Here is a 25,237-nt window from a genome sequence, read left to right as displayed (position 1 = left end):
AACAAAAAATAGTTAACTTTTTAACTATTTTCTATGATTTACAAATTAAAAATTTTGATACTCTATTCAGCCTATTATTTTGTAGAAGTAGAAGAATCAGATTCCCAATTTTAAATAAAAATTGGGAATCTGGTTAACTACTAATAATTGAGTGCGGCTGGATTTTGGAATTGTCTGGTTAAGAAATGTCTATCAAAGTTGGGTAAGTATTGTCTAATCAGATTTTTGTCTATTGCTGGACATTCAATATTAGTACCCTCGATAGCTTGAAGGACATTTTCTGTCAGGAAGTTGGGAGTACGATGGTGTACTTCTAAAATAGTGCTACGGTCTTGATAAACTTTCTCTTGGAAAAACGAAATTAAGGGATGTAAAGGATTCGTAGTTGGCAGAGTAGAAAGTGCATTCAACCAATTTTTTGGCGAAATCTTTTGTAGAGGATAGCCCAACTCCTCAATGTATTCAAATATTTCTAAATGACTTAATTCTTTTTCTTTAGGGACAAGGATATTGTACTGGCCACCAGTATATGTTGCATCCAGTGAAAGATGAGCGATCGCTTCAGCCACATAGTCCACAGGTGTTGGAACCCAACGTTTTTCAGGAAACTCTGGATACATACCCATCTGAATACAACCACTCACAAAGCGGTAAAACATATCATTCAGGTTAGCGATTTTGGTTTGTCTGTGTCCAGAAATAAAACCTGGACGATAAATAGAAACGGCTAATCCTTGTTCTCTGGCTGAATGTAACATTCTTTCGGCAACCCACTTTGACCTTACATATCCATACTCTACAGACATAATTCCTTCACATAGGTCAATGTCAAGGTCTTCTACGACATCATTTATACCTAGTAATGAAGTGATTGAGCCATAAACAGCCAAAGTAGATAAGTAATGCAGAGTTTTATGCCGACGATGTGCTGCTAAAGTCAGGATATTTGCAGTTCCATCAACATTGGGCTTTTTGATCAATGAGTAAGGTTTGATGTAATTAGTATCAGCAGCTACATGGTAAATTTGATCAACTTCGTCACCCAGTTGATCAAATAATTGTGTTGATAGTTGCAACTGTGGTTGTTCGAGATCGCCATTAAGAACATTTACCTGTTCAAGTTTCGCCGTTGGTAACTGATACTGTATGAAGGTTGTACGTAGTCTTTCAATCGCAATCGCTTGGTTTTCTGCTCTAATCAAGCAATAGATTTTTCTATAGCTACCTCTTGTCAACAGTTCATCCAGCAAGTGTGCGCCTAGAAAACCCGTTGCACCTGTAATTAATGCACAGTCATATTTAGCTTGTGGTGGTTGTTTCCAAATTGATGTATTCAAATTTGGTGAAAGTACAGCTTCTGCCTTTAAATCAATGTGTCTATCATGAGCGACACTTTCACTTTTGAGTTTAAATTGCTCTAATAATCTTGCTACATCCGATGGTGTGGGATATTCATAAATTAACCGAGAAGGAATAGTCACACCAAAATCCCGTTCCAGTCCATATAAAACATGAGCTATGCACAGGGAACTACCACCCATCTCAAAGAAATTAGAGTGAGGTTTACAAGTTCCAGTTGGTAACTCTAAAGCTTCGTCAAACACTACCGCAATTTTGATGGAGTTATCCATCGTATCGGTGACAAAAGATGGTGTTGGAGGCAATTCTGGTAAAGCATTTCGGTCTACTTTGCTGCGATTAGGTAGCAAAGGCAATTCGTCCATAAACACAAAACGTGTTGGCACCATATAATCTGGTAGTTGCTCGGCTGCAAAGCGTTGTAAGTGCTTTTCTGTCAAAAACTGCCCAGCTTTCGGAACGACGTATGCAACCAGCATTGATATACCGTAATTTTCTGGTACATCACTACTGTCTATACGTGTAGTTTTAATTGCTTTAACTGCGTTCGTCTGTACTCCTGGATGTTGAGCCAGTATCATCTCAATAGCTTCTATTTCTATGCGCTTACCCCGAATTTTTACCTGATGATCAGACCTACCTGCATAGTGTACTAATCCTGGATGATCGGCATCTTCATAAACAACATCACCCGTTTTATAAATTTTGCCAACACCAAATGGATTATCTAGAAAACGAGAACTGGTAATTTCCGGTTTATCTAGATAGCCTTTGGCTACTCCCATACCGCCTACATATAGCTCACCTTTTTCACCAGGCTGACAAAGTTGAAGCTCTTCATCAAGAACATATAGCTCTACATTTGGCAGTGCATAACCAATAGGCAAATTAATATCCTGTTGCTGAAACTCGTACATTGTGCAGCAAACAGTGATTTCTGTTGGGCCATAAGCATTGAAAAAGCGAGTTTGGGGTGATACCCAAGCTTGAGCCAGTGAGACAGGACAAACTTCGCCACCTACCACAACCATACGTAAATCAGTTAAGTGATTGCGGAAAGGTGTGAGTGTTGCAAGTACAGAAGGAGATAGCATCACCCAATGCACCTGATGTTTTGTGATGAAGTTGGCCAAGAGTTGTCCAGGAAGCATTTGCTCTCTTGCTCCTAATACCAAAGTTGCTCCACCACATAATGCTGTGAAAATTTCCCAAACTGCGGCATCAAAACTGATAGAAGCAAATTGAAGTAAGCGTAAGCCCGGTATGATATTAAAAGTGCTACAACTAGCTTCTGTAAGATTAAGCAAACCTTGATGGGTCAACATTACGCCTTTAGGTATACCTGTAGAGCCAGATGTATAAATTATATATGCTAATTGCTCTGGCTCTACGGGTGATAACGCCAAGGATGTAGTTAAAGGTTGCCAGACAGTAGGAGTGTCTAAAAAACACATTTGTCCATCCAAACCACTCTGCCGCATGGCTGGCTCAAGGTCAAAAGCGAATTTTTGCTGTGTCAGAATTGTAGTTAATTTAGCATCAGCAATCATATAGCTGAGTCGCTGACGAGGTAAATCAGGATCAAGCGGTACAAACGCTGCACCTGCTTTTAAAATGGCACAGATTGCAACGATCATTTCAAAAGAAGGTTCAATACAGAGTCCCACTAAACTGTTTGGTTGTAGCCAACCTTGTGCAGTTAAATATTGAGATAACTGTTCTGTTCGCCGCTGCAATTCACCGTAAGTAAACTGCTGATCTTCTACAATGACAGCCAACTCATCGTGATATTTCTGAAAAACGAAATCGATTAAAGAAACAACAGTTTTAGGGGTGGAAAATTTTTGGGTATTCATTATATTTACAGATACGTTTTGGTTCAAAAGATGCGAAATTAAATATGGATAGATGATGGTGACAGCAGTAACAATCAAAGTATTCTCTGGGATGTTTTGGGAGCCAAGATATTAGAATATCTGTTTTTTATTTTTAATTGGAGATGTTAGAACATTCCAACATTAAGTGTGAATATAAGTTTTTACATTAATTAACTGCATACTTAGAGCCATAAGGTACAAAGGAATCTACTTATATATCAAAATATTCTTCAGCAAGCTTTTTTATTAAAAAGCAGTTCATCTTTTAAAGATGTAGGTTTGATAATTGATAGAAACCCTGTATTAATCACGATTCATTTTAAAATTAGTAACTCTAGATTTAGATATTTGTTCAGCAAGTTAATGTAAGTTTTTTGTAATCTAGTCGGTGAAATTATCATCTAAAGTTCTGAGGATGAGAGTATGAAGCTAGAAACTTATCTTGACATAGCTGGTATTAAATATCTAGATGGTAATTCAAATCTTTAAGTTTATAAAGTAACTATTTTAAGTACTTATGCAAAGATATTTAAGTAGTTGATAAATAATTACTTTGATATCTATTGCTTGCTAAACAAAGGTTTGAATCAATCTTTAATGAGTAATTTATTTTGGCTAAACAATTTATCAGCAAACAAATATTGTAATTTTAAACTCTTATGTATCCTTACTTAAGTATGTTAAAAATATAACCATGTTGCTAATACGTATTAAAAATTTAACTTTTTAATGACGTAAATTACGCGCTAGGGTTATCTGTAAATAAGGGGTATAAGGGTTTTGAACACCTACAAACGCCACTTGACTGAAGTAGGGAAACCATAGGCTGGGCTTTTTCCTGAAGCTATATAGCTCCAGCAATTTGCTTATACTTATTCGCAGAGGATAGTCATCAATTTTAGTAGGGGTAACTGGGAATACTTAATTGAAGAGAGATTGTGAAGATCAAGAATGAGGAGAAAAGTGTGAGTCTACCAGTTACAGTAACCTTTATGCTTGCTGATTGGGTTGTTAAAGGTTTAGCAAATGGAACATTGGAAAGAGTTGGTGGTGTAATTCGGGAAGTAGGCACTAAACAGGTTGTTGCTTGGTTAAGAGAGATAAGCGAACAGCCTGCTCAAGTAAATCAAAGCCTAGAAGTATTTCAAGGAATATTAAACATAACAACTGCTGCTAGTATATTAAATCTTGGTGTTTCAGTGATGGGCTTTGCTGTAATAGCACAGCGCCTAAAAGAATTAGAACGAAGATTGCAAAAAGCTCAAGAATTATTAAACAAGATTGGCTCTCCCAGACTTGGGTTGATAAATTAACACTAAAAAATGGCTAAAACAATTGATATAACAAGGTTTGCCTAAAATAGAATCAAAGATTTAATAAAAATTTACTTTATCTCTTTTAAATCCCAGACTATGTAAGGATTTAACCAGATATCAAGTATTAATTTGTTATAGCTAGTCTAGGAGAGCCACAAGATTAACCATAAAGTTGATATCAGTTTCTACGCCAATTTTCGTGCTGCAATTGAATTAGCTATTAATGCCTTTACAATGATGAAAACTGAAAATCGTAGAAGTAGTGCTTTACAGGCTATTAATAGATTTTTAGAAGCAGAACACATTTACACTGAATTAACTGATATCGAAATTGAGCAACAAAGCCAAATTACAGATGAGTATCTTTTGACTTTATCACTAGCCTATATAGCTGAAGTACGTTGCTATTTAGAATTAGAAGAACACAGCACAGCAATGCGTCGTTTTCAAGAAGGAGCAAAACTGATCCGCGATCGCACAGGAAAATACATCGAAATTCTCAGTACTTCAAACCATGCAGTATATTTACAACCGCAGTTTAAAGATACCATTTCTTTACGAAAAATGACGCGCATTTATCAATGGTTTCATCCAGATTTAGATGAAAATGACGTATTTGAGATTTTACGCGAAAATTTATTTAAAATAGCAATATCTCCTCATGAATGGGTTGAATCACTACCACCAGCAATTTTAATTCGGGATGAAGTTCAAGGAGGATGGTTTGGGCCAAGCCATGAAGATTTGAAAAAAGAAGCGGATAAACGCCTTCCTAAAATATTTGAGTTAATTGAATCAATGATTGAAACCAATCGCCGATTTGAAGCATATCAAACAGAAGTGCAAGCAATATCTCAACTAGGAATTAGCTTTCACGAATGGCTGAAACTAACACCATCAACAGAAACAAAACCTGATGATGCAGCATTCATGTACATTATTCCATCTACACCTTTAGAGCTACAAATGTATAGTTAAAATTTTCCTTCGTGTCTTTTGCATCTTGGCGCGAATAAAAATAAAAAAGGCGAACTAAACAAGGTTCGCCTTAAAAATCATAGTTGTATTAACTTATTCACAAAGCAATTCTTAAATTTTGGCTTCTTCTCTCACCAATTTATCCCAACCCAAATCTTTCAAATTATTATTGCGACGCAGTGGGCGAGTTACCAATTCTAAAATGTCACGGGCATTGCTAAAACCATGAATTTGAGCAAAGGTAAACTCTACTGACCATTTGGTATTAATGCCGCGTGCTTCTAATGGGTTAGCGTGAGCCATTCCAGTAATTACTAAGTCGGGTTTTAAATCATAAATGCGTTGCACTTGGTTGTAATTATCTGGTTTCTCGACAATCTTGGGTAAAGGTACACCCATTTCTTGACAAGCTTTTTCTAACATTGCCAATTCGGCTGCTTGGTAACGCTTATCCATGTAAGGAATGCCAACTTCATGGACTGTCATTCCACAACGTACCAGGAACCGCGCTAAGGAGACTTCTAGCAGGTTATCACCCATGAAGAATACAGATTTGCCACGAATTAGTTTTACGTAGTCTTCTAAGCCTGCCCAGATTTGTGCTTCTCGTTCTTCTAAACCTTTGGGTGTGATGTTAAAAACCGAGCAAATTTTCTCTATCCAGGCGCGAGTTCCATCAGGGCCGATGGGGAAGGGTGCGCCAATTAATTTGCATTTGCGGCGACGCATTAAGGTGGTAGCTGTGCGGCTGAGGAAGGGGTTAACACCTGCAACGTAATATCCTTCTTCTAGCACGGGTAGTTCTGTGAAGCGTTTAGCTGGTAGCCAGCCAGAAACTTTGATGCCTTGTTTCTTTAATTCTAGGGTTAGCTGTGTGACTACAGGATCAGGGAGGGAGCCGAAAAGAACTAGAGGTGGATGATCTACATATTCTGATTCTTCTTGAACTACATCTTCTTTTTTCTTACCAAAGTGGAGTAGTTTTTGAATGGCGTTGCGCTCGTTTTTTTCATTTTCGGTTACGGGCGCTTGGCTAGGACAGCGATGTGCCATTGCGGCTAAAACAGTGTCTTCACCTTGGGTAAAAGCGTAATCTAAACCGTTGGCACGGGCAACAACAATAGGAATGCCTATTTCGCTTTCTAACTTGGGTGCTAAACCTTCCAAGTCCATTTTGATAATTTCTGTGGTGCAAGTGCCAATCCAGACAATTACACTGGGGTTGCGATCGCGTTTTATTTGCTCACACAACCGCTTTAATTCTGCATAGTCATTTAACTGTGCTGAAATATCACCTTCTTCTAACTCTGCCATTGCATAACGGGGTTCAGCAAAAATCATCACCCCCATTGCATTTTGGAGAAAATAGCCACAGGTTTTTGTCCCAATCACCAAGAAGAAGCTATCTTCAATCTTTTGGTACAACCACGCCACGCAGCTAATCGGACAGAAGGTGTGGTAATTCCCAGTTTCGCACTCAAAGTTTAAAGCTTCTGGTTGTTGAGCGACAGTCATTTTGGTTTTCTCCCCTTGTAATTTAAAGGCAGATGAATGTAGGGTCAGCAATAGGAAGAGTTGGGGAGTGAATAAGTAGTGAGAGGATGATCATACCCTACTCTCTACTGCTTACTCCCTACTCCCTACTCTGTACAGCACAGTGAGCAATCCCTAAATTCAACTGAAACAGTAACTATTAACTGTTGGGGAAGAGACGGGCAATTTCTGAGTCATCAAAAACACCAGTTGGTAATTCTTCCCCTAGAAAATCATTATTTTCTTCACCCTTTTGCAATCCGGTTTCATCACCCCAAACATCAGACAAAACATCATTAAAAGCGTTTTCATCTGGTGTGTTTAAGTCACCGAGAATTTCTTCATCTAGTTTGGTTCCTGATGTGGTGTCACTCTGAAAGGACACATCGCCAAAATCATCAGTCTCAGGTGCGATCGCCGAAGACGTTGCCAAAGGTATCGCAGCTTGAGGCTCATGTTTACCGTTCTGTTCATTAGACAAGGAAACATCATTTAATTCTTGGTTGGTTTCCTTGTCGTTTACTTCACTAGCATCTAAACCAAAACCGTTGAGGTGAGAAATTGCTAAGGTTTCATCATCAACATTGTCATCTGGCAGCACAATTGTTGACTCTTCTTGGGTTGTCTCTGGTTCGACTAAAGGATTACTCAAGCGATTACCAAGGACAATATCTGGGTCAAAATGCAATTCCAACACTTCAATTAAGGTGTCAGCATCAGCATTCAGTTTGGAAAAGGGCATCATCAACTGCGCTAGTTTTGGTTCTAGCGCGTTCACAACTCCCAGGATGAGGTAAGAAGGTGGTCGCTTGCCGCCATCGGGGGTATACACTGACTCGACTTCCATGTGCAAGGTAATCCAGTCACGGTTAACCTGGAAGAACTGCAACCACTTTTGTCTAATTGAATCTGTAAAGCTACTAAAGAAAGCCATATTTGTCCCTCATCCTGAGAACTTGGTGATTTATACAATCATCAAGTCTAATTCCTCTTCTGAATTAGGAACCTGTGGTTTACGCGGATTTAGATAAAAATCAGACAACAAAGAGAACAATTCGCGATCGGGAGCGTCGTTCGGCACTACTCCCTCTGGTCTGGCCAAAATTTGGTCAGCAATGTTGAGGTAATAGTCGCAAACGTAGTTCAGGGAAGGATCTGACTCTGCCATTTCAAATAATGTCTTACCTTTGACGCGAGAAACGCGAATATCTTCAATTAAGGGTAAAACCTCTAAAACTGGCATGGGGACTGATTCTACATATTTATTGATCAAGTCACGCTTGGATGTGCGATTGCCAATGAGACCAGCTAAACGCAATGGGTGAGTCCGGGCTTTTTCTCTGACGGAAGCGGCAATTCGATTTGCTGCAAATAAAGCATCAAAGCCATTATCAGTAACGATCATGCAATAATCTGCATAGTTTAAAGGAGCCGCAAAGCCACCACAAACTACGTCACCCAGTACATCAAATAAAATTACATCGTATTCATCAAAGGCGTTGAGTTCTTTCAGTAATTTTACGGTCTCGCCAACTACATAGCCACCACACCCTGCACCCGCAGGAGGGCCGCCAGCTTCTACGCAGTCAACACCGCCATAGCCTTTATAAATGACATCTTCTGGCCAAACATCTTCGTAGTGATAATCTTTGGACTGGAGAGTATCGATAATTGTCGGAATCAAAAATCCAGTCAGGGTAAAGGTGCTGTCGTGTTTCGGGTCGCAACCAATTTGCAGCACTTTTTTGCCCCGTTTGGCTAAAGCGACAGATATGTTACAGCTAGTTGTTGACTTGCCAATACCGCCTTTTCCGTAGACTGCTAGTTTCACTGTTATTTGCCTCTTATAGTTTTTTGTCAAACTTTTGGCTCAAACATTGGCCTTCACCTAGCCGCCGATGGCAATGTGTGAGGTAGTTGAGTGTCATTATTGACGAAATTACATAGAAAATAAAGGGGGCATAAATCTAAAAAATGAAGTAAAAAAGTTTATTGGATAATAATAATTTAATTTTGATTTAAAAATATCTAAAAAATCTTTATTAATTCTAAAAAATTGTTTTTTATATATTTTGTTTATTTATTTATATAAAAATAGTTACAATAGACAAAAATATTCAAACTCCCTTGCTATAAGGTTTTTATTGAATCTGATCCTTTTAATGCCTAATCAAGATGGGTGCAGGGTTGGCAGTGAAGAGAAAAATTCCCAACTCCATAGGATGAGTAGCAATACCAGTTTTTTAGAGCGCAAATTAGCCTTGTTTAGCTAATCAGTAGACTATCTCAAGGCTACTTTTTAATGCTCGATACTGCATTTGTGAAAAATTATAAAATTAAGGCTTTTGACTAAAAATTTTGGCAATTTGAGTATTTATACTCAGTATTAACGAATGGAATTCGCAGCTATAAAAACTAAGTCCGCATAGGCGGACTAACACAAAATCAATGATTGAGAACCCGCGCAGGTGGTCATTGATCTAAGCCCTAGCCCCTTACCCCTCAATAAAATTAGACCCGCTATAAATTGCTTCCATTTCTTGTAATGATTGCCAGCCAGCCAGCCACTGAGAACGGTCTTGTAACAGTTTGGCGTTAATCCAGAAACGAACATTGGGGTCACAGGATGCAACCATTTCGGCATAAACCCACTTACCTTGATTTTTGCGGTTAGCGACTTGAAAGTGTCTCCAACCGTCTACTTTTTTCTGTGCTGTCCACTTAGAGCCTACCAAGTAGGGAAATTTTTGCTTTTTGCTCATTGGTCAATGGTCAAGGGTCAATAGTTAAAATTATGCTGTATTTCCTTCTCTACACAATTCAGGATTTACCCACAAAGTTGGTCTATGAAGATTGGGTATGAGGGTTGTGAATAAGTACACTGTTCGGCTGACGCTCACGACGAAACTCCTACCGCCTTCTCAAAACCCTTGGTTTTTGATTTCACTGCGTAATACCATTTCACTTTAAAAATGATACAGATATGAAAGCATCGCCTCGACTTCTCCTGACGGAGACGCTGCGCGAACGCTCGGCGACCGGAAGACGAGTTGCAGAGAAAGTGATTTGTATCAGTAATTTCGTGAATTGGTATAAGTCCCTCTCAATTGAGAATTAACAAGGTTATTGACTTATTTTTGTTTAAGCTGTAGTTTCATTATTGTACTTAAATACGACATACCGATAGGTATGCAGTAGTTTAAGCAGATGAGACCAATATTTAAATTTAAGTAAGTCGGTAAAAATAAACAGAACTAGGTAACACAGCGTCAATATGTCTTAAATCCTGACAAATGATATGGACGTGTTAGCGGCTAGTCAAATGAAAATGCCTAAAGGCGAATTCACAGGTTAGAGCAAATGACGAATTTAACTAGTTAATTTTATTTAGAACCGACCTACTTAGCTTTTTATTAAAAGTTCGGTTTTTAGCAATTATTAATATTGTTATTAATCTGCATAAGCTTTATGCAGTATAAGTTTGTATAAAACTTGCTTTTAATTTTGATTTGTTTTTGAGCAGTAAATACTATTTTGAATTACTTTGGATGTTTTTAATGAAAAGTACAATTTAGTGATTACTGCCGAGCCGAAGCCATAGTTTTCAGAATGTTTAAGTCAAGGAAAAGTTTTTTAGGGTTGTGGTTAATTACGGTAGTAGCGATCGCACTCTCACTGCTCACGCCTCCAGCCTTTGCCGCTAGTACCAATCCCTGTCCAGCAGAAATGGTGATGATTCCCGGTGGCACATTCACGATGGGATCTGATAATTCAGGCTATCTAGAAGAACTCTCGGCACAAGAAGTCAAAGTTAGTTCCTTTTGCATTGATAAATATGAAGTAACTAACGCCCAATTTGCTGCTTTCGTCAAAGCAACAGGATATGTCACTATTGCCGAGCGTCCTTTACCCAAAGAACAGTTTCCTGACTTGCCAGATGAACAGAGATTACCAGGTTCTCTGGTGTTTGAAATAGCCCAACCAGGCGCAAAGTATTTAAGTTGGTGGCATTGGCAGACTGGGGCGAATTGGCAACATCCCTTTGGCGCGGAAAGTGCGATTGCAAATCAAGATAACTATCCAGTCGTGCATATTGCCTACGCAGATGCCTTAGCCTATGCCCAATGGGCAGGTAAATCACTCCCGACAGAAGCGCAATGGGAATATGCGGCTCGTGGTGGTTTAGATAATGCAACTTATACTTGGGGCGACCAGTATTCCGCGAAAAAAGCTAACACCTGGCAAGGCGTTTTTCCCTTTTTTAATACTAAAAAAGATGGTTATGTCGGTATTGCACCCGTTGGTTCCTTTTCGCCTAACGGTTATGGTCTGTATGACATGACAGGTAATGTTTGGGAATGGACGAGTGATTGGTTTCAACCGGGACACAACCACAAAACCCACAGTCTCAATCCCACAGGCCCAGAAGCAAGCTTTGACCCGAATAAACCCACAGAAATTGCTCTACACGTCATCAAAGGTGGGTCTTATTTGTGTGCGCCTAACTATTGCAGCCGCTTCCGTCCGGCGGCGCGAGAATCTCAAGCACCCGATACGGGAACAACTCATATTGGGTTTCGCTTAGTAATGAATTTGACTACAGAAAGGATGCAGAATGAAGTTTAAATCCAAGCATTGGGAATTGTTAAGAGAAATAGCAAAGGCGATCGCTTTATCTTTGCTCATCACTTTGTTGATGGTCAATAGCCCAGCCTTAGCAGCTACATCCGAAGTTTTACCTGTTCCCTTCCCAGAGTTCAAAGGTAAAATTGGCATCACCTATAAAGAATCACAACCCGACTTTCCCCAACCCATCACCGCCCCAGCTAAAGCCCCCAACGTTTTGCTAGTGATTCTAGATGATGTGGGCTTTGGACAAGCCAGCACCTTTGGCGGCCCGGTGGAGACTCCTAACCTAACTCGTCTCGCTGAAAGAGGATTACGCTACAACCAATTTCACACCACAGCTTTGTGTTCGCCTACCAGGGCAGCTTTGTTAACTGGACGCAATCACCATTCAGTCAATACAGGGGTAGTAGAAGAATTAGCAACAGGTTATCCTGGCTACACCACAATTCTGCCTAAAAGTGCCGCCACCGTTGCCGAAATCCTGCGACAAAATGGCTACAACACAGCAGCTTTTGGTAAATGGCACAATACACCAGACTTTGAAACTAGTGCCGCCGGGCCTTTTGATCGCTGGCCTACAGGGTTAGGGTTTGAGTATTTTTACGGCTTTCTTGGTGGTGATACTAACCAATGGAGTCCGGCTTTGGTGGAAAATACTAAACGTGTAGATAAGCCTAATAAGCCAGATTATCACCTGACACCTGACTTAGTAGACCATGCGATCGCCTGGATTCACAACCAACAAGCGATCGCCCCAGAAAAACCCTTTTTCGCCTATCTCGCCACCGGAGCCACCCACGCACCCCACCACGCCCCCAAAGAATGGATTGATAAATACAAAGGCAAATTTGACCAAGGCTGGGATAAATTACGCCAAGAAACCTTTGCCCGTCAAAAACAACAGGGTGTAATTCCAGCCAACGCCCAACTTACAACCCGCCCCCAAGAACTGCCCGCGTGGGATTCCCTCTCCGCCGAACAGCAAAAACTCTATGCACACATGGCTGAAGTATTTGCTGGATTTTTAGCCCACACAGATTATGAAGTCGGCAGGTTAATTAATGCTGTTGACCAACTTGGTGAACTAGATAACACCTTAGTTATTTATGTCGTTGGAGATAACGGTGCGAGTGCCGAAGGTGGTTTGACAGGTAGCGTCAACGAACTGCAAGTTTTCAACGGCGTACCCGAAAATCTCCAACAACTCTTAGCTGCATATAATGACTTGGGTAGCCCTAAAACCTTCAACCATTTTCCGGCGGCTTGGGCTTGGGCAGTCAACACGCCCTTCCAATGGACAAAGCAAATAGCCTCTCACTTTGGCGGTACTCGTAACCCCTTGGTAATTTCTTGGGGCGACAACATCAAAGACCAAGGTAGTATTCGCAGTCAATTCCATCATGTAATTGATATTACCCCCACCATTTTAGAAGTAGCCGGAATTGCTGTCCCCAAAGAAGTTAATGGTGTCAAACAACAAGTGATCGAAGGTACTAGTCTTGCCTACACCTTTAACCAAGCTGATGCGCCTTCTCATCGGGAAACTCAGTATTTCGAGATGTTGGGCAACCGAGCCATTTACCACGAAGGTTGGGTAGCAGCAGCGCGTCACGGTCGCTTACCTTGGGAACGGACGGTAAAAGGCAGCTTTGAGACAGATGAATGGGAACTGTACAACATTGCAGAAGATTTCAGCGAAGCAAATAATCTAGCCGAGCAAAAGCCAGAAAAGCTAGAAAAACTGCAAAAGTTGTTTTTAAAAGAAGCGCGCAAACATCAAGTCTTACCATTAGACGATCGCATCGCCGAAAGATTTGATGTGAAAATTCGCCCCAGCCTCACCAAAGGACGCACCACTTTCACCTACTATCCTGGTACAGTGGGCATTCCCGAAGGTAGCGCCCCCAATCTTAAAAATCGCTCTTTCAACATCACAGCTAACGTAGAAATTCCTGAAAATGGTGCTGAAGGTGTCCTTTTAACCCAAGGTGGACGCTTTGCTGGTTGGAGTTTCTTCCTAGAAGATGGTAAGCCCACATATATTTACAACTACGCCAATACTGCCCGTTACATCATCCAAGCCCCAGAAAAGTTGCCCCCTGGTAAATCTACACTCCGATTCAACTTTGATTATGACGGTGGTGTAGGTGCAGGTGGCATCGGCAAACTCTTCATCAATGACCAACAGGTAGCCGAAGGACGCATAGAGAAAACTATCGCTTACCGTTTAGCCCTAGACGAAACCTTTGATATTGGCAGAGATACAGGTACTCCAGTTGTGGATAGTTACCAAATACCCTTTGCTTTTACTGGTAACTTACAACAAGTCAGTTTGGAGTTGAAGTAATAGAAAGTGGGAGTAGGGAATGGGGAGTAGGGAGTAGGAAGTAAAAACCTTTGCCAGAACAGCACCCCATACCTATCTCTGCTTCATACCTTATTCCTAATGCCTAATACTCCATAATCCTCATAAGTCATGAATGAACTATTAGTATTAACTGACAAAATTGCACTTTTCACATTTATTGTTTGCACTATGTTGGGTGCGGGTTTGAGTTTAACCATACAACAGATTTGGGAACCTCTTCGCAGTCCTCGGCTCGTGGTTTCATCTCTACTGACAAATTTTATCTTGGTGCCACTTTTTATCTATTTGCTAGTACAAGTAGTACCTCTAAGTGAACCGATAAAAGATGGTTTACTGGTTATGGCTGTGGCATCAGGGCCGCCAGCTTTGCCGAAACTGGCTCAAATAGTTAAGGGCAATATCGCCTTTTCTGTAGGATTAATGATGTTGCTCATGCTTGGCACTATTTTCTATATGCCGATAGTACTGCCATTAGTGGTGCAAGGTGTAGAAATTAACTCTTGGGATATTGGTAAACCCTTATTACTGCTGATGGTTAGCCCATTAGTAATTGGATTATTTATCAAAGCTAAATTTAGTGCGATCGCTCCCATTATCCAGCCAATTTTTTTCAAATTATCTAGTGCTGGATTACTTTTAGGTCTAGTAGTCAGACTTTTTATTCATACCAACGATATTATTAGTTTATTAAAAACAGGTGCAATTTTTGTTTGTGCTGTATTTATTATTTTCTCCTTTAGCGTCGGTTATCTTTTAGGTGGGCCTGGTATTGATACCCAACGAGTTCTGGGAGTTGGCACAGCCCAACGTAATTTTGCCGCAGCATTATTAGTGGGTACGAGTAATTTTGAAGACCCTAACGTAGTAAGCATTATTATGGTGACGAGTTTATTAATGATGGTGATAGTTCTGATTGTTGGGCCAAAGTTTATCGAAATAGACCAAGTAACAAATGCAGAAATCAAACAGGTAAAGGTTTGATTTGATTAGGACAGGACTGACGCACCAAGATTGTTTGCGGAGGTTGGGTATAGGGATGAAATGGTTTTAGATACATACACCCCTATAACCCTACACCCTAGCTTTATGTCTTAGTCCAGGTTATTTGTGAATGACAACAGGTGTGCCGACGGATGCCCAATTAAATAACCATTTCGCATGGTTAGGTGCGACGTTAATGCAACCATGACTTACAGGTGTACCAAATTTTTTATGCCAGTAAGCCCCGTGAATTCCGTAATTACCTTGGTAAAACATTGCATAAGGGACGTTGGGAACGTCATAATCTCTGCCACGCATTCGGGTTGATTTATGTTTAGATTGGATTTTAAAGCTACCAGTACGTGTGGGAGTAGACTGTTTGCCTGTGGAAATAGTCACTGCATAAACAGCTTTTCCCCCTTCCCAGGCGGTTAATCTTTGTGTTGCAAGATTCACTTGTATCCAACGTTGATCGGATTTTTGTAAGGTTTGGATATTTTGTTTAATAGTCTCGTTTTTGGAACTGGCTGTGACTGTATTTGTGCAAACACCAATCACACTCAAACATACTGCTGCACTAATCACTATTTTTTTGAAGTGGTGCATTGGGTGAGAATCAATCAGACTTTTCATGATGTATGCACTTTTACAAGGTAGTCTTAAGAATTTCTTCCTTTTTACTTTTTAGCCTAAAAAACCAGTAGATGTGTATTTTGTTACGCTAAATGCTGCATCAGGTTGCTGGCAGATTGAGCGATCGCTTGCCAATTTTCAGATGCTACCAACTGTTTTGGAAACAATTCACTACTTAAGCCCACAGCAACAGCCCCAGCTTGGATAAATTCGGAAGCATTTTCTAGGCTGACTCCACCTGTAGGAATTAAAGGAATATGACCCAAGGGAGCCTGTAAACTTTTGATATAACTGGCTCCGCCTACTGCTTGCACAGGAAAAACTTTCACACAACTAGCACCTTGATGCCAAGCTGTGACAATTTCTGTAGGAGTCAGCGCCCCTGGAATGATTGGCACATCTTTAGCGACTGCGGCGTGAATCATGTCGATATCAATATGGGGTGAAAATAAGAATTGCGCCCCAGCCGCGATCGCATCTTCTAACTGCTGCACGTTGAACAGTGTACCTGTGCCAATTAGACAATCTGGTAATTTCATCCGTAATTTAGCGATCAATTCTGCGGCGCGATCGCTAGTCCAGGTAATCTCAATTAGCTGCATTCCTCCAGATGCTACCGCCATCGCCATTTTTTCTCCTAATTCGATTTTGGGCGCACGGATAACTGCGATCGCTCTGTTTTTTCGCAACTGTGATAACCAAACTTGATTAGACATTCTTGCTGGGACTGGAAACAAGGCATAAGAATATGTACTACCAGCGTGACACATTCTAGAGGTACAGAGAGTGTGGGGAGAGGGGGGAGTGTGGGAAGAGAGGGGGGAAAGATTTCTTCACTATCCTCCCACACCTCCCACACCCCTGGATTTCTCACAAGAGAGAAATCCAGGTTTCCTACTCCCCACTCCCTCTACTAAAAAAGGACTGGATGAACCAGCCCTTTTTTGTAATTATTTAATTTGTTTATTTTAATAACGGGATTTTTTGTTTTTGAGTTTTTGTTTTTTACGCCGTTTTTCAGTAGTGGCAACTGCCATATCTACCGGATAACCAACAACAGGAATTACTTGATATTTGCGCTCATCTTCTAAGTTTCTCAGTTCTGTGTAATCTACCCAATGGATACAATCAACCGGACAAGTGTCAATTGCTTCTTGGATGACTTCTTCCGCGTCCCCATCTTGACGAATTACGCGCGATCGCCCGTAATCTGGTTCAATGTAAAAAGTATTTCGCGCAACATGAGCGCAGTGTTTACAGCCAATACAGGTGATTTCGTCAACATAAACACCCTTTTGGCGTAACACTCCACCCAACTCCGGTTCTAAACCAGAACGTTCTGGGTTATCCCGCAAAAAACCCCCTAATTCTGGTTCCAAACCGGAACGATTATCTTCCTGTTCCTCCGGCGAAGGCAGAAAATCAGCCATTACGCACTCCAGCGTTGTACTACTAAGCGAATAGATCCGTCTGCATTTTTTTGTTGTTCAGCAACTTGAAAACCAGCCAATGCAGTTTCCTTAACAACTGTTTGGTAAGCATAACGTTGGGTGACTTGGCGCAAGAAACCATCTACAGACAGATTTTGTTGCCAGTATTGCAAGTCAGCTACTAATTCGTATTCTTTGCCATTCCATCTAAAGCCGATGTCATAGCCATTTTCCTGCTCAATGGTGACTTCCGCAGGATGGGTTTGACCGCGATAGCCACGTACCTCGCGGGGGCCGGGTTTCCAGTCGATGCCCAAATCGGTTAGCGCATCTTTTAAAGAATCAAGGTTACGAATTTGAGTCTTAATTTGGCTAAAGTGTGACATGGTGGTTGTAAATCAACGACAATAAACTGTTAGAAAACTTACCATTCGCTGTAAGTAGCTTGTGTATTCGCCTGATTAGATTGGTGTAACTGATTGGCGAAATATTCTGAGGTTGGCTCTTGATTAAGTACTTGCCCCAGCTGTGCTTCTATTGCCGCTGTTACTTCAGCACAAGAAGCACCCACAATGCCAGTGACTTTCTCTTGTACCCGACCGTCTGGATAAATTATGAATTCTAATGTCTCCATGCTTTTGGCCAACCACGATAGTAAGCTTGGACTGTACCCCTTAGCACAATGCTAAGAATCCTGTCCGGGGAACATTGTTACTTAGACACAAACTTGCCATTTTTTAACTAATGTTCCATCTCTCAATATAAATATCTCAGAAAATTTACAAAAGTTATTATTTTAATAAGTCATTACATCTGTCATTAGTTAGTCTCTCTTAACCTTCTAGAATAGTCAAGCTTCAAACCAGGCTAGTTAATTCAGGAATAAAAGCCTGTCAAACCAGCACTCTTGGGTAGTATAGCTAGATCAGTCAGTCACAAAACTATGCAATTTATTGAAAAAGTTTATCATTATGATTAGATAAAACCTATTCTCTCTGTAGGGTGATATTCCAGGTAAGGGACTTCCAATTAAAAAATAACCGCTATGCAGGCAGGTGGCAGAGAGCAAAGGAAGTAAAGGAAAATACCAATGAATAATGCTGTGTGCAACTTTATCTCAAACTAGCTCCCACTCCCTTCTCTCGTAGGGAAGAGGAGCAAGATTGAAAGCCTCTCTCCGCTTCATTGTGACAGTCCCTAGTTAAGTTTGAAAGCTGCTGAGGTTTTATTTTTCCTTACCTTTTCTTTTCCAGCTTGCCCCGTTTCACATAAATAAATACAAGACTCAGATGTAATTGGGGAAACATACAGTAAATGCAAAAGTCCAAACAATTCTCTTTCCTACTTACTAACTGTACAGATAATTTCAAAAATCAAACTTGATTACTATATTTATGACAACTGCTTCAATTAGCGATTCCTTAGTTCCTAACCCTGTACCAAAATCGGCAATCATTCGTTTAGAAAATATCTTTAAAGTCTACGGTAGTGGCGAAACCGAGGTTAAAGCACTGAATAATGTCAATTTGACCATCAACGAGGGCGAGTATTGTTCAATTATGGGGCCTTCTGGTTCAGGTAAATCCACAGCCATGAATATTATTGGCTGTTTAGACCGTCCCACAGACGGACATTACTATTTAGATAACGTTGATGTTGCCCAAATGGATGATAAAGCTTTGGCACATATCCGCAACAAAAAATTGGGGTTTGTCTTTCAACAATTTCACCTACTACCCCAACTTACAGCCTTAGAAAATGTGATGTTGCCAATGGCTTATGCTAATGTTAACCCCACAGAAAGACGCGATCGCGCCGTTGTCGCCTTAACCAGAGTTGGTTTAGAAAAGCGCCTAAACAACAAACCAAATCAACTCTCAGGGGGACAACAACAAAGAGTAGCGATCGCTCGTGCCATTGTCAACCGTCCCGTCGTTCTTCTCGCCGATGAACCCACAGGCGCACTTGACTCTCGCACTACCCAAGAAGTGTTAGACATTTTCACCGAATTAAACGCCAGTGGAATCACTGTAGTCATGGTAACTCACGAACCAGATGTCGCCCGACAAACTCAGCGCATTGTTTGGTTCCGCGATGGTGAAGTCATACACTCTCATCTCACACCCAATGATTTGACTCACTTGGCTGTTTGAAAAGAACTGAGAAATTGTTTTTTCAGATTCCCTTTTTTCCAGATCCCTGACTTCTTTGAGAAGTCGGGGATCTTCTTCTTCACGAAAGACTTCAGAAGTTTTAGTATATTAAGTTACACAAAACACTAACCTCTAGTCCCTAGCCCCTAACCTCTTTACAGACTGGAAGTTTTACCAGTTTCTGCTTGTGTTTCAATTGGTTGAACATCACTGTAGCCCATTTCACCCGCTATAGTTCTAAAAACTGACATTTGTGCTTCAAAATCTAATCCTTCAATTTGAGATAGCAAATCATTAATCGCATTACCAGTTTCATAGTCATCAGGAAAATCAACTACTGTATCACCCATTGCTACTGCCCAAACATACCAAACTAATAATTGATTATTTTCTTTTAATGCACCATAGGCACGGGAATATTCTGTGTCTTTGCGGTTAACTATATCCCGCATCACATTTAATTGTGCTTCATCAGAAAGTTGTAAATAATCATTTAATAAAAGTGGTGCTAATTCAGGTTCAGCAGCAGCCGGAGCCGCAGGAGTAATAGAATCGCCCATGTTTTCATAAACCAGATAAAACCAGGCTAATTTAGCATCAGTATCTAACTTATTAAAAGCTTTTACGACACTTTGAGTTTCATTACTTAATGCTTGAGGAGCGTTGTTTCCGTAACTTGCAGTCATGCTTGATCACCGTGCGAATTAACATATCAAACTAAGAGTTAACAAAGTTTGATAATTGCAATCTCCCTCCTAGAGAAAGACTTATTTTAATGAAGAATTAAAATTTATCTCTATCTTTTAATAGAGGTAATAATCTCTCCCTAGATGGCAGTAATTTATAAATTCACCTTGATATAATCGCCCCAGCATTTAATAAAATTACACAAGGTGTTAAATTATGGCTGATACAATAAAACCCAATCCCAATGAAGCTACTACCCATGATGCACAATTGGCAGCAGAAAATATGGCTAGTGGTGAAGAGAAATTACAAAAAGTTGATTTTGATGCTGATTACGCAGCTGCACAACAATTTAGCGTTAGTGAAATAGATCGCACTCCCGAAGGAGAAGCCGCCGCCCAAGCTGCAACTGCACCTAAATTAGAAGTCCCCGAAGCTGAAGATAGAAGCACGGAAGCACAGCCTACAGGGAACCCTGATGATTATTTAGAGTTAGCTAAAGAAGTTGGCCGTTCTGATAATGAAGGCGTATCTAATGTTAGTGATGATTTAGTCAAACAAGCTATAGAAAAAGGTCAACCTAAAAAATAGTCATCTAAAGTATGAAGTATGAAGTGTGAAGTATGAATTGTTCTACTTTATCTTTCATACTTCATTTTTAATTTATGGTCTTAGTCTCATAGATGAAGACAGTATTGATTGCTGAAAGCCTTGAAATTCTTAGACTTCTACTTAGCAATCTGCTAGATCACACAAGCAAAATTAACAACAATTTTGAATAACATCTAGCAGTTCACTAGGATGATTGATTAAAAAGTCAGGTTTTTGCTTTAATAAGACTTCTGGAGAGTTAAACCCCCAAGTGACAGCGACTACCTTAATATTGGCTTTTTTGGATGCTTCGATATCTCTGGTTTCATCACCAACGTAAATTACAGCTTGAGTTGAGAGTTGTTTTTGCTTTAATAAATTATTGATGATGGTTGTTTTGCCAAAGATTGTGACTCCGGAATAAATAAAATCAAACAAGTTATCTAATTCGTGGTTATTGAGAAAAGCCGTAACGTTCTCTTTTGAGTTAGATGTGATAATTCCTAACTGATAACCATGATTTTTCAGTTCTGTGAGTGCTTCTTTAATTCCAGGAATTGGATGAAATTCGTGAATTTTATTCTTGAGTTCTGATTTAACTTTTCTGAGGAGAAACGGAATCTTTAAGAGAGATACACCTGAGTATTTGATAATTTCTCTAGAAGTTAAATTTCTCAAATGAGCGAGTTGTTCAGGAGTGATTTGTTTATAGCCAAATTCTGTCGCTAAACGATTGGCAATACCAACAAGAGCATCTACTGTATCTGCAATTGTGCCATCAAAATCAAAAACGATTACTTTCTGAGTCATTATTTTGCCTAGATGCGTCAAGATTAGCACGGGCATTCCGTCTTAACATTTCGGGCTTAATCCGCCGCAAAGCTGATGCCGGAAATTGTTGATCCCACTCCTCATCTGAGATTTTTGCTAATTCTATCAGCTTGGGCGCGATATTCCCAGGATAAGGTTGAAAATCTGCCACGTCGGTTGTCTGGGCAAATCGCTGATTCCAAGGACAAACATCTTGGCAAATATCACAACCCGCAACCCAGCCTTGCAAGTGTGGTGCGATCGCCTCTGGTAATTTTTCCCCTCGATTTTCTATTGTATGATACGCAATGCAGCGATTAGCATCTACTACAAAGGGTTGCGTAATTGCACCAGTGGGACAAGCTGTTAAACAACGAGTACAGCTACCACAATGTTGTGTATGGGGGCGATCGCATTCTAGTTCTAAGTTGGTCACAACTTCCCCCAAAAAGACCCAAGAGCCATACTCTCTGGTAATCACATTCCCATTTTTAGCAATCCAGCCAATTCCAGCTTTTTGCGCCCAGACTTTATCCTGCACAGGGCCAGTATCTGCATAGTACCTAGCTTTTACACCTTCAGCCAGAGACTCTAACCAGCTATTTAGCTGCTTGAGTTTCTTGTGCATTACCTTGTGATAGTCTCGTCCCCAGCCATAGCGGGAAATTTTGGCGTATTCTTCTCCTTCTGGGCGCTGATGCGGGGTGTAATAATTCAGCGCCACACATACAAGCGATCGCGTTTCTGGCATTACTAAACGAATATCTTGCCGCTTTGGGTTATCCATCCACTCCATATCAGCGTGATAACCCAGTGCTATCCATGCTTGCAGTCTTTGAACTTCTGTATAATCTACCCCTTCTACAGCAGCAATTCCCACTTTGTGAAAGCCTAACTCTAAGGCTTTTTCTTTAACTGCTTGGCTAGTTACAGAATCTTGATTCATGTGTTTGAGCTAAACTCTGCTCAAATTTTAGCTGTTTAATTATACCCCCTACTGTCAAATCTGTCATAGAAAATTTGCCAACCCACCTATTTGTAAATTTTATTTGCGGTTTGTAAATAAATGATGCAACATGGAAATGTCAGAGGCAAAGCAACAAAAAATACTGCAAACCTCTGACTAGATTCTCAGCACACTTAACTAATCAACTGTGGTGCCATCATGACATTCACTTCTGATTCAGCTTCAACCCGCTTCTCCAACCCTGTTAACTACAGTATCCAGGCTGTTGATGCCGTGACTTCCACCATCACCGTATTTCAAAACCTAAGTGTGGATGACCAACTAGCAGTGCTGTGGTATGCTTACACAGAAATGGGACGCTCCATTACACCAGCCGCTACAGGTGTAGCTCGTTTACAGTTAGCTGAAGGTTTACTGAATCAAATCAAGCAGATGTCCCACGCCGAGCAACTAAACGTTATGCGTGATTTGGTTGCCAAGAAAAATACTGCCTTTACCCGCTCCTACGGTATTTTGAGTAATAACACCAAGTTAGCGTTTTGGTATGAATTGTCAGAATTAATGGTCAAGGGTTTTGTTGTACCATTACCAAGCAACTACAAGCTTTCTCGTGACGGTGGACAAGTACTAGAAGCAATTAAAGAATTAGATTTTGGTCAACAAATTACTGTTCTTCGCAAAGTAGTTGCTGAAATGGGTGTTGATCCTTTAGCTGACTAATCTGTAATATCCTCCCAACCTCAATGATTTGTCAAAAATTGTTCCTAGATTTTTATCTGGGAACAAATTCTTTCTTGAGGAATAGTGCAAGTTAACAATCTACTTCAAAAGCAGCTTTTTTTATTTTTACTTTTATATTCAAATTAATTTTGAGTGGAAGAATTCAGGAATCAGAATTTAGAATGATGAACAAATCGGGGCTTTACTAGATAGAGATTTTCATAGTCTCCAACTGCGAGTTATCCAAGTGTAATCACTTCTGACCTCTACATTCTGTGTTCTGAATACTTACTTTTTAGTCAGCTTAATACTACTAATTTTATGAAAACTGCTAAATCTCTGAGTGGAATTGAAATTGCAGGAATTACAGAACCTTGCATCTTAGATTATTTTGCCCGTCTCAATGCAGGTCAATTTGAACAAACAGCCGCACTGTTTACCGCAGATGGTGTAATGTATCCACCTTTTGAATCTGGTATTGTGGGGAAAGAGGCGATCGCAGCTTATTTACAAAAAGAAGCCCAAGATATACAAACCTATCCCCGCGAAGGAATTATTGAGAACATAGAAAATCACCAAATTCAAGTTCAGGTAACAGGTAAAGCCCAAACTTCTTGGTGTGGTGTGAATGTCATCTGGCTATTTATCTTGAACCAACAACGGCAAATTACTTACACGAAAATCAAACTCTTAGCTTCTCCCCAAGAATTGTTAGCATTACAGCCACAAAATAGAGATTAGAGTTTAGAGGCTAGGGGCGAGAAAAGAAATTTTTCTTATTTGGTGATCCAATATTTCATCACTAGCTCTATTCAAAAGTGAGCCATACAAAGTCAACAATACTACATTCTCGCCTCTAGTCCCTAACTCTTAGTCGCCACTGCTAAATGTAAAGAGCGCATTAACAATCTTCGTCCCAATTCGACATCTGTCGGAGCGCATACCCAATCGGGATGTGCAGTCATTAACAAGCTATCTAAAGTTTCTTGATCAAACAAATGCCAAACAGGGGCATTGTTAACTTCCGTTTCTACCGCATAGCAATTCAGACTAACACAGTGAATTTTACAAGAGTTAGCCATTCTGACCAAAGTCATTTCCTCTCCTGGTTCTAAAGAGCGAAATTGGCGGATAGCCTGCTTAAAGTCACTAATAGCATCAACCACTAACCCAGGAATAGCTATGGTTAAGTTTTTGTCTCCGTTTACTGCAATCCAGTAATGGCGACTGGGATCAATCCCTTCTAGCCAAGGAAACTCATCATCAAGACGGTAACGGGGAGACAAACAAAATAAAGCTTCCATAGGCGGAACCATGACTTTGGCTGTAATTCAAGGTAAATTTTTCATACCGATTGTTACCAAAGTAAGCATTGGTAACTCTATCTTTTACAGTATTTGATAAGTAGCCCCTATAAATCAAATAAATTTAGTAAAAGTTAGCATTTAACTTAACTTTTCTTAATATCCTTACACCGCCTATAGAACTCACATTTGATTTGGGAAAAAATCACTACATCCAAGTACAGTTTCTTTCTTACTCCCCATTCCTGGTTGGTGAGCGGAGCCGAACCACCATTCCCTACTCCCTATTAGCTGACTACATAAATAAATTCAGAAATCAAAGCTAATTCTTATGTATGCTTGATTAACATACAGATCAACAACATAACGGGCTACGTCAGCGCAAATTAATGTGCAGAGTATTCGCCTTCTTTGCTATTGACTTCTACACAAGTCTGTCTGTTTGTCCAACCAAATTCATCTAAGAATTGTAGGTTATTTCACCAATTCAGGAATTGTAGCTTCTAATTTCAAGCAATTAGCACCATTAACTTGTAATTGGTACTCTACCTTATCCATTAACCGATTCATAATTAGCCATCCATAACCCCCTTCTTGTTTATCTACGGGATTAGGCGCTAGGTAAGTAGACATATCGTAGCCTTCGCCATAGTCCCAGATTTCTAGGGAAATGTCTCGGTCTTTAAGCTCTAAACGTAGTAATACTGGTAGATTCGGCTGCTCTTTGTGGGCGTGACGCACTACATTAGAGTAGGCTTCTACCAAAGCCAATCGTAAACGACTGGATTGCCGAGACCAATCTACAGAATCTCCTAGCTTGACTTTCAAGCATCCCAGCAACCAGCTTTCGACGATATTTAAATAATTCAAATCACTTGGTACATGAAGCTCACTTTTCATT

24 protein-coding genes are annotated in these 25,237 nt (G+C 40.2%); 9 read left to right on the top strand and 15 right to left on the bottom strand.

What is annotated here, in order from left to right; all coding sequences use genetic code 11:
* Positions 1–140 precede the first annotated feature (140 nt).
* Positions 141–3,215 (bottom strand): amino acid adenylation domain-containing protein, encoded by a 3,075-nt coding sequence (locus tag H6G75_RS12870; protein ID WP_190980437.1) that lies wholly within the window; start codon positions 3,213–3,215, stop codon positions 141–143.
* 986 nt (positions 3,216–4,201) lie between these two features.
* Between H6G75_RS12870 and H6G75_RS12865 the strand changes: the two genes are divergently transcribed.
* A complete protein-coding gene (locus H6G75_RS12865; RefSeq protein ID WP_242051523.1) occupies positions 4,202–4,549 on the top strand; it encodes a hypothetical protein in 348 nt (115 codons plus the stop codon).
* Positions 4,550–4,786: 237 nt separating this feature from the next.
* Positions 4,787–5,530 carry a hypothetical protein gene (locus H6G75_RS12860; RefSeq protein WP_242051522.1) on the top strand — a complete coding sequence of 248 codons (744 nt, stop codon included), beginning with the start codon at positions 4,787–4,789 and terminating at the stop codon, positions 5,528–5,530.
* 111 nt (positions 5,531–5,641) lie between these two features.
* Here H6G75_RS12860 and H6G75_RS12855 read toward each other — a convergent pair whose 3' ends face one another.
* From H6G75_RS12855 to H6G75_RS12840, 4 genes are all read right to left on the bottom strand, one after another.
* Positions 5,642–7,045: a ferredoxin:protochlorophyllide reductase (ATP-dependent) subunit N gene (locus H6G75_RS12855; RefSeq protein ID WP_190980435.1), complete on the bottom strand. Its 1,404-nt coding sequence runs from the start codon at positions 7,043–7,045 to the stop codon at positions 5,642–5,644.
* A 178-nt stretch (positions 7,046–7,223) separates the two neighbouring features.
* Positions 7,224–7,997 (bottom strand): DUF5331 domain-containing protein, encoded by a 774-nt coding sequence (locus tag H6G75_RS12850; RefSeq protein ID WP_190980433.1) that lies wholly within the window; start codon positions 7,995–7,997, stop codon positions 7,224–7,226.
* Positions 7,998–8,027: 30 nt separating this feature from the next.
* On the bottom strand, positions 8,028–8,894 hold the full coding sequence (gene bchL / locus H6G75_RS12845; RefSeq protein ID WP_062295146.1) for a ferredoxin:protochlorophyllide reductase (ATP-dependent) iron-sulfur ATP-binding protein: 867 nt from the start codon (positions 8,892–8,894) through the stop codon (positions 8,028–8,030).
* 664 nt (positions 8,895–9,558) lie between these two features.
* On the bottom strand, positions 9,559–9,825 hold the full coding sequence (locus tag H6G75_RS12840; RefSeq protein ID WP_190872816.1) for a TIGR02450 family Trp-rich protein: 267 nt from the start codon (positions 9,823–9,825) through the stop codon (positions 9,559–9,561).
* An 847-nt stretch (positions 9,826–10,672) separates the two neighbouring features.
* Between H6G75_RS12840 and H6G75_RS12835 the strand changes: the two genes are divergently transcribed.
* From H6G75_RS12835 to H6G75_RS12825, 3 genes are all read left to right on the top strand, one after another.
* Positions 10,673–11,689, top strand: a complete 1,017-nt coding sequence (locus tag H6G75_RS12835) for a formylglycine-generating enzyme family protein (protein ID WP_190980431.1) — start codon at positions 10,673–10,675, stop codon at positions 11,687–11,689.
* Complete coding sequence (locus H6G75_RS12830; protein ID WP_190980429.1) at positions 11,679–14,039, top strand: arylsulfatase; 2,361 nt, start codon at positions 11,679–11,681, stop codon at positions 14,037–14,039. Before H6G75_RS12835 ends, H6G75_RS12830 begins: the two co-directional genes overlap by 11 nt.
* Before the next feature lie 129 nt (positions 14,040–14,168).
* A complete protein-coding gene (locus H6G75_RS12825) occupies positions 14,169–15,041 on the top strand; it encodes a bile acid:sodium symporter family protein (protein ID WP_190980427.1) in 873 nt (290 codons plus the stop codon).
* A 120-nt stretch (positions 15,042–15,161) separates the two neighbouring features.
* Here the strand turns inward: H6G75_RS12825 and H6G75_RS12820 are convergent, their stop codons facing one another.
* The 5 genes from H6G75_RS12820 to H6G75_RS12800 form a co-directional block, all read right to left on the bottom strand.
* Entirely contained in the window at positions 15,162–15,674 is a 513-nt protein-coding gene (locus H6G75_RS12820) for a L,D-transpeptidase (protein ID WP_190980425.1), read from the bottom strand.
* A gap of 83 nt (positions 15,675–15,757) precedes the next feature.
* Positions 15,758–16,390: a bifunctional 4-hydroxy-2-oxoglutarate aldolase/2-dehydro-3-deoxy-phosphogluconate aldolase gene (locus H6G75_RS12815; protein WP_190980423.1), complete on the bottom strand. Its 633-nt coding sequence runs from the start codon at positions 16,388–16,390 to the stop codon at positions 15,758–15,760.
* A 252-nt stretch (positions 16,391–16,642) separates the two neighbouring features.
* Positions 16,643–17,104, bottom strand: coding sequence for a ferredoxin (locus H6G75_RS12810; protein WP_190980421.1), 462 nt, complete (start codon positions 17,102–17,104; stop codon positions 16,643–16,645).
* A complete protein-coding gene (locus H6G75_RS12805) occupies positions 17,104–17,490 on the bottom strand; it encodes a DUF1257 domain-containing protein (protein WP_190591532.1) in 387 nt (128 codons plus the stop codon). The genes H6G75_RS12810 and H6G75_RS12805 overlap by 1 nt, the downstream gene beginning before the upstream one ends.
* A gap of 38 nt (positions 17,491–17,528) precedes the next feature.
* Entirely contained in the window at positions 17,529–17,738 is a 210-nt protein-coding gene (locus H6G75_RS12800) for a DUF2997 domain-containing protein (protein ID WP_062295151.1), read from the bottom strand.
* 760 nt (positions 17,739–18,498) lie between these two features.
* On the opposite strand from H6G75_RS12800, the gene H6G75_RS12795 reads away from it, so the two are divergent.
* A complete protein-coding gene (locus H6G75_RS12795; RefSeq protein WP_199337855.1) occupies positions 18,499–19,257 on the top strand; it encodes an ABC transporter ATP-binding protein in 759 nt (252 codons plus the stop codon).
* 155 nt (positions 19,258–19,412) lie between these two features.
* Here H6G75_RS12795 and H6G75_RS12790 read toward each other — a convergent pair whose 3' ends face one another.
* Entirely contained in the window at positions 19,413–19,943 is a 531-nt protein-coding gene (locus tag H6G75_RS12790) for an orange carotenoid protein N-terminal domain-containing protein (RefSeq protein ID WP_190980419.1), read from the bottom strand.
* 217 nt (positions 19,944–20,160) lie between these two features.
* Here H6G75_RS12790 and H6G75_RS12785 point away from each other — a divergent pair, with 217 nt between their 5' ends.
* Positions 20,161–20,535, top strand: a complete 375-nt coding sequence (locus tag H6G75_RS12785) for a hypothetical protein (protein WP_190980417.1) — start codon at positions 20,161–20,163, stop codon at positions 20,533–20,535.
* A 171-nt stretch (positions 20,536–20,706) separates the two neighbouring features.
* Here the strand turns inward: H6G75_RS12785 and H6G75_RS12780 are convergent, their stop codons facing one another.
* The gene (locus tag H6G75_RS12780) at positions 20,707–21,345 is read right to left on the bottom strand and encodes an HAD-IA family hydrolase (RefSeq protein WP_190980415.1); all 639 of its coding nucleotides are present in this window, start codon (positions 21,343–21,345) and stop codon (positions 20,707–20,709) included.
* Complete coding sequence (queG, locus tag H6G75_RS12775) at positions 21,320–22,291, bottom strand: tRNA epoxyqueuosine(34) reductase QueG (protein WP_190980413.1); 972 nt, start codon at positions 22,289–22,291, stop codon at positions 21,320–21,322. The genes H6G75_RS12780 and queG overlap by 26 nt, the downstream gene beginning before the upstream one ends.
* Before the next feature lie 219 nt (positions 22,292–22,510).
* On the opposite strand from queG, the gene H6G75_RS12770 reads away from it, so the two are divergent.
* Entirely contained in the window at positions 22,511–23,032 is a 522-nt protein-coding gene (locus H6G75_RS12770) for an orange carotenoid protein N-terminal domain-containing protein (RefSeq protein ID WP_190980411.1), read from the top strand.
* 321 nt (positions 23,033–23,353) lie between these two features.
* A complete protein-coding gene (locus H6G75_RS12765; RefSeq protein ID WP_190980409.1) occupies positions 23,354–23,773 on the top strand; it encodes a ketosteroid isomerase family protein in 420 nt (139 codons plus the stop codon).
* A gap of 122 nt (positions 23,774–23,895) precedes the next feature.
* On the opposite strand, the gene H6G75_RS12760 is transcribed toward H6G75_RS12765, so the two are convergent.
* Positions 23,896–24,336: a hypothetical protein gene (locus tag H6G75_RS12760; protein ID WP_190980407.1), complete on the bottom strand. Its 441-nt coding sequence runs from the start codon at positions 24,334–24,336 to the stop codon at positions 23,896–23,898.
* Between the two features lie 474 nt (positions 24,337–24,810).
* Positions 24,811–25,236, bottom strand: a complete 426-nt coding sequence (locus H6G75_RS12755) for an anti-sigma regulatory factor (protein ID WP_062295158.1) — start codon at positions 25,234–25,236, stop codon at positions 24,811–24,813.
* Position 25,237 lies beyond the last annotated feature (1 nt).

This window comes from Nostoc sp. FACHB-280 (assembly GCF_014697615.1).
In the GTDB taxonomy this organism is placed as follows: domain Bacteria; phylum Cyanobacteriota; class Cyanobacteriia; order Cyanobacteriales; family Nostocaceae; genus Nostoc_B.
This window is presented reverse-complemented; position numbering and strand designations above follow the sequence as displayed.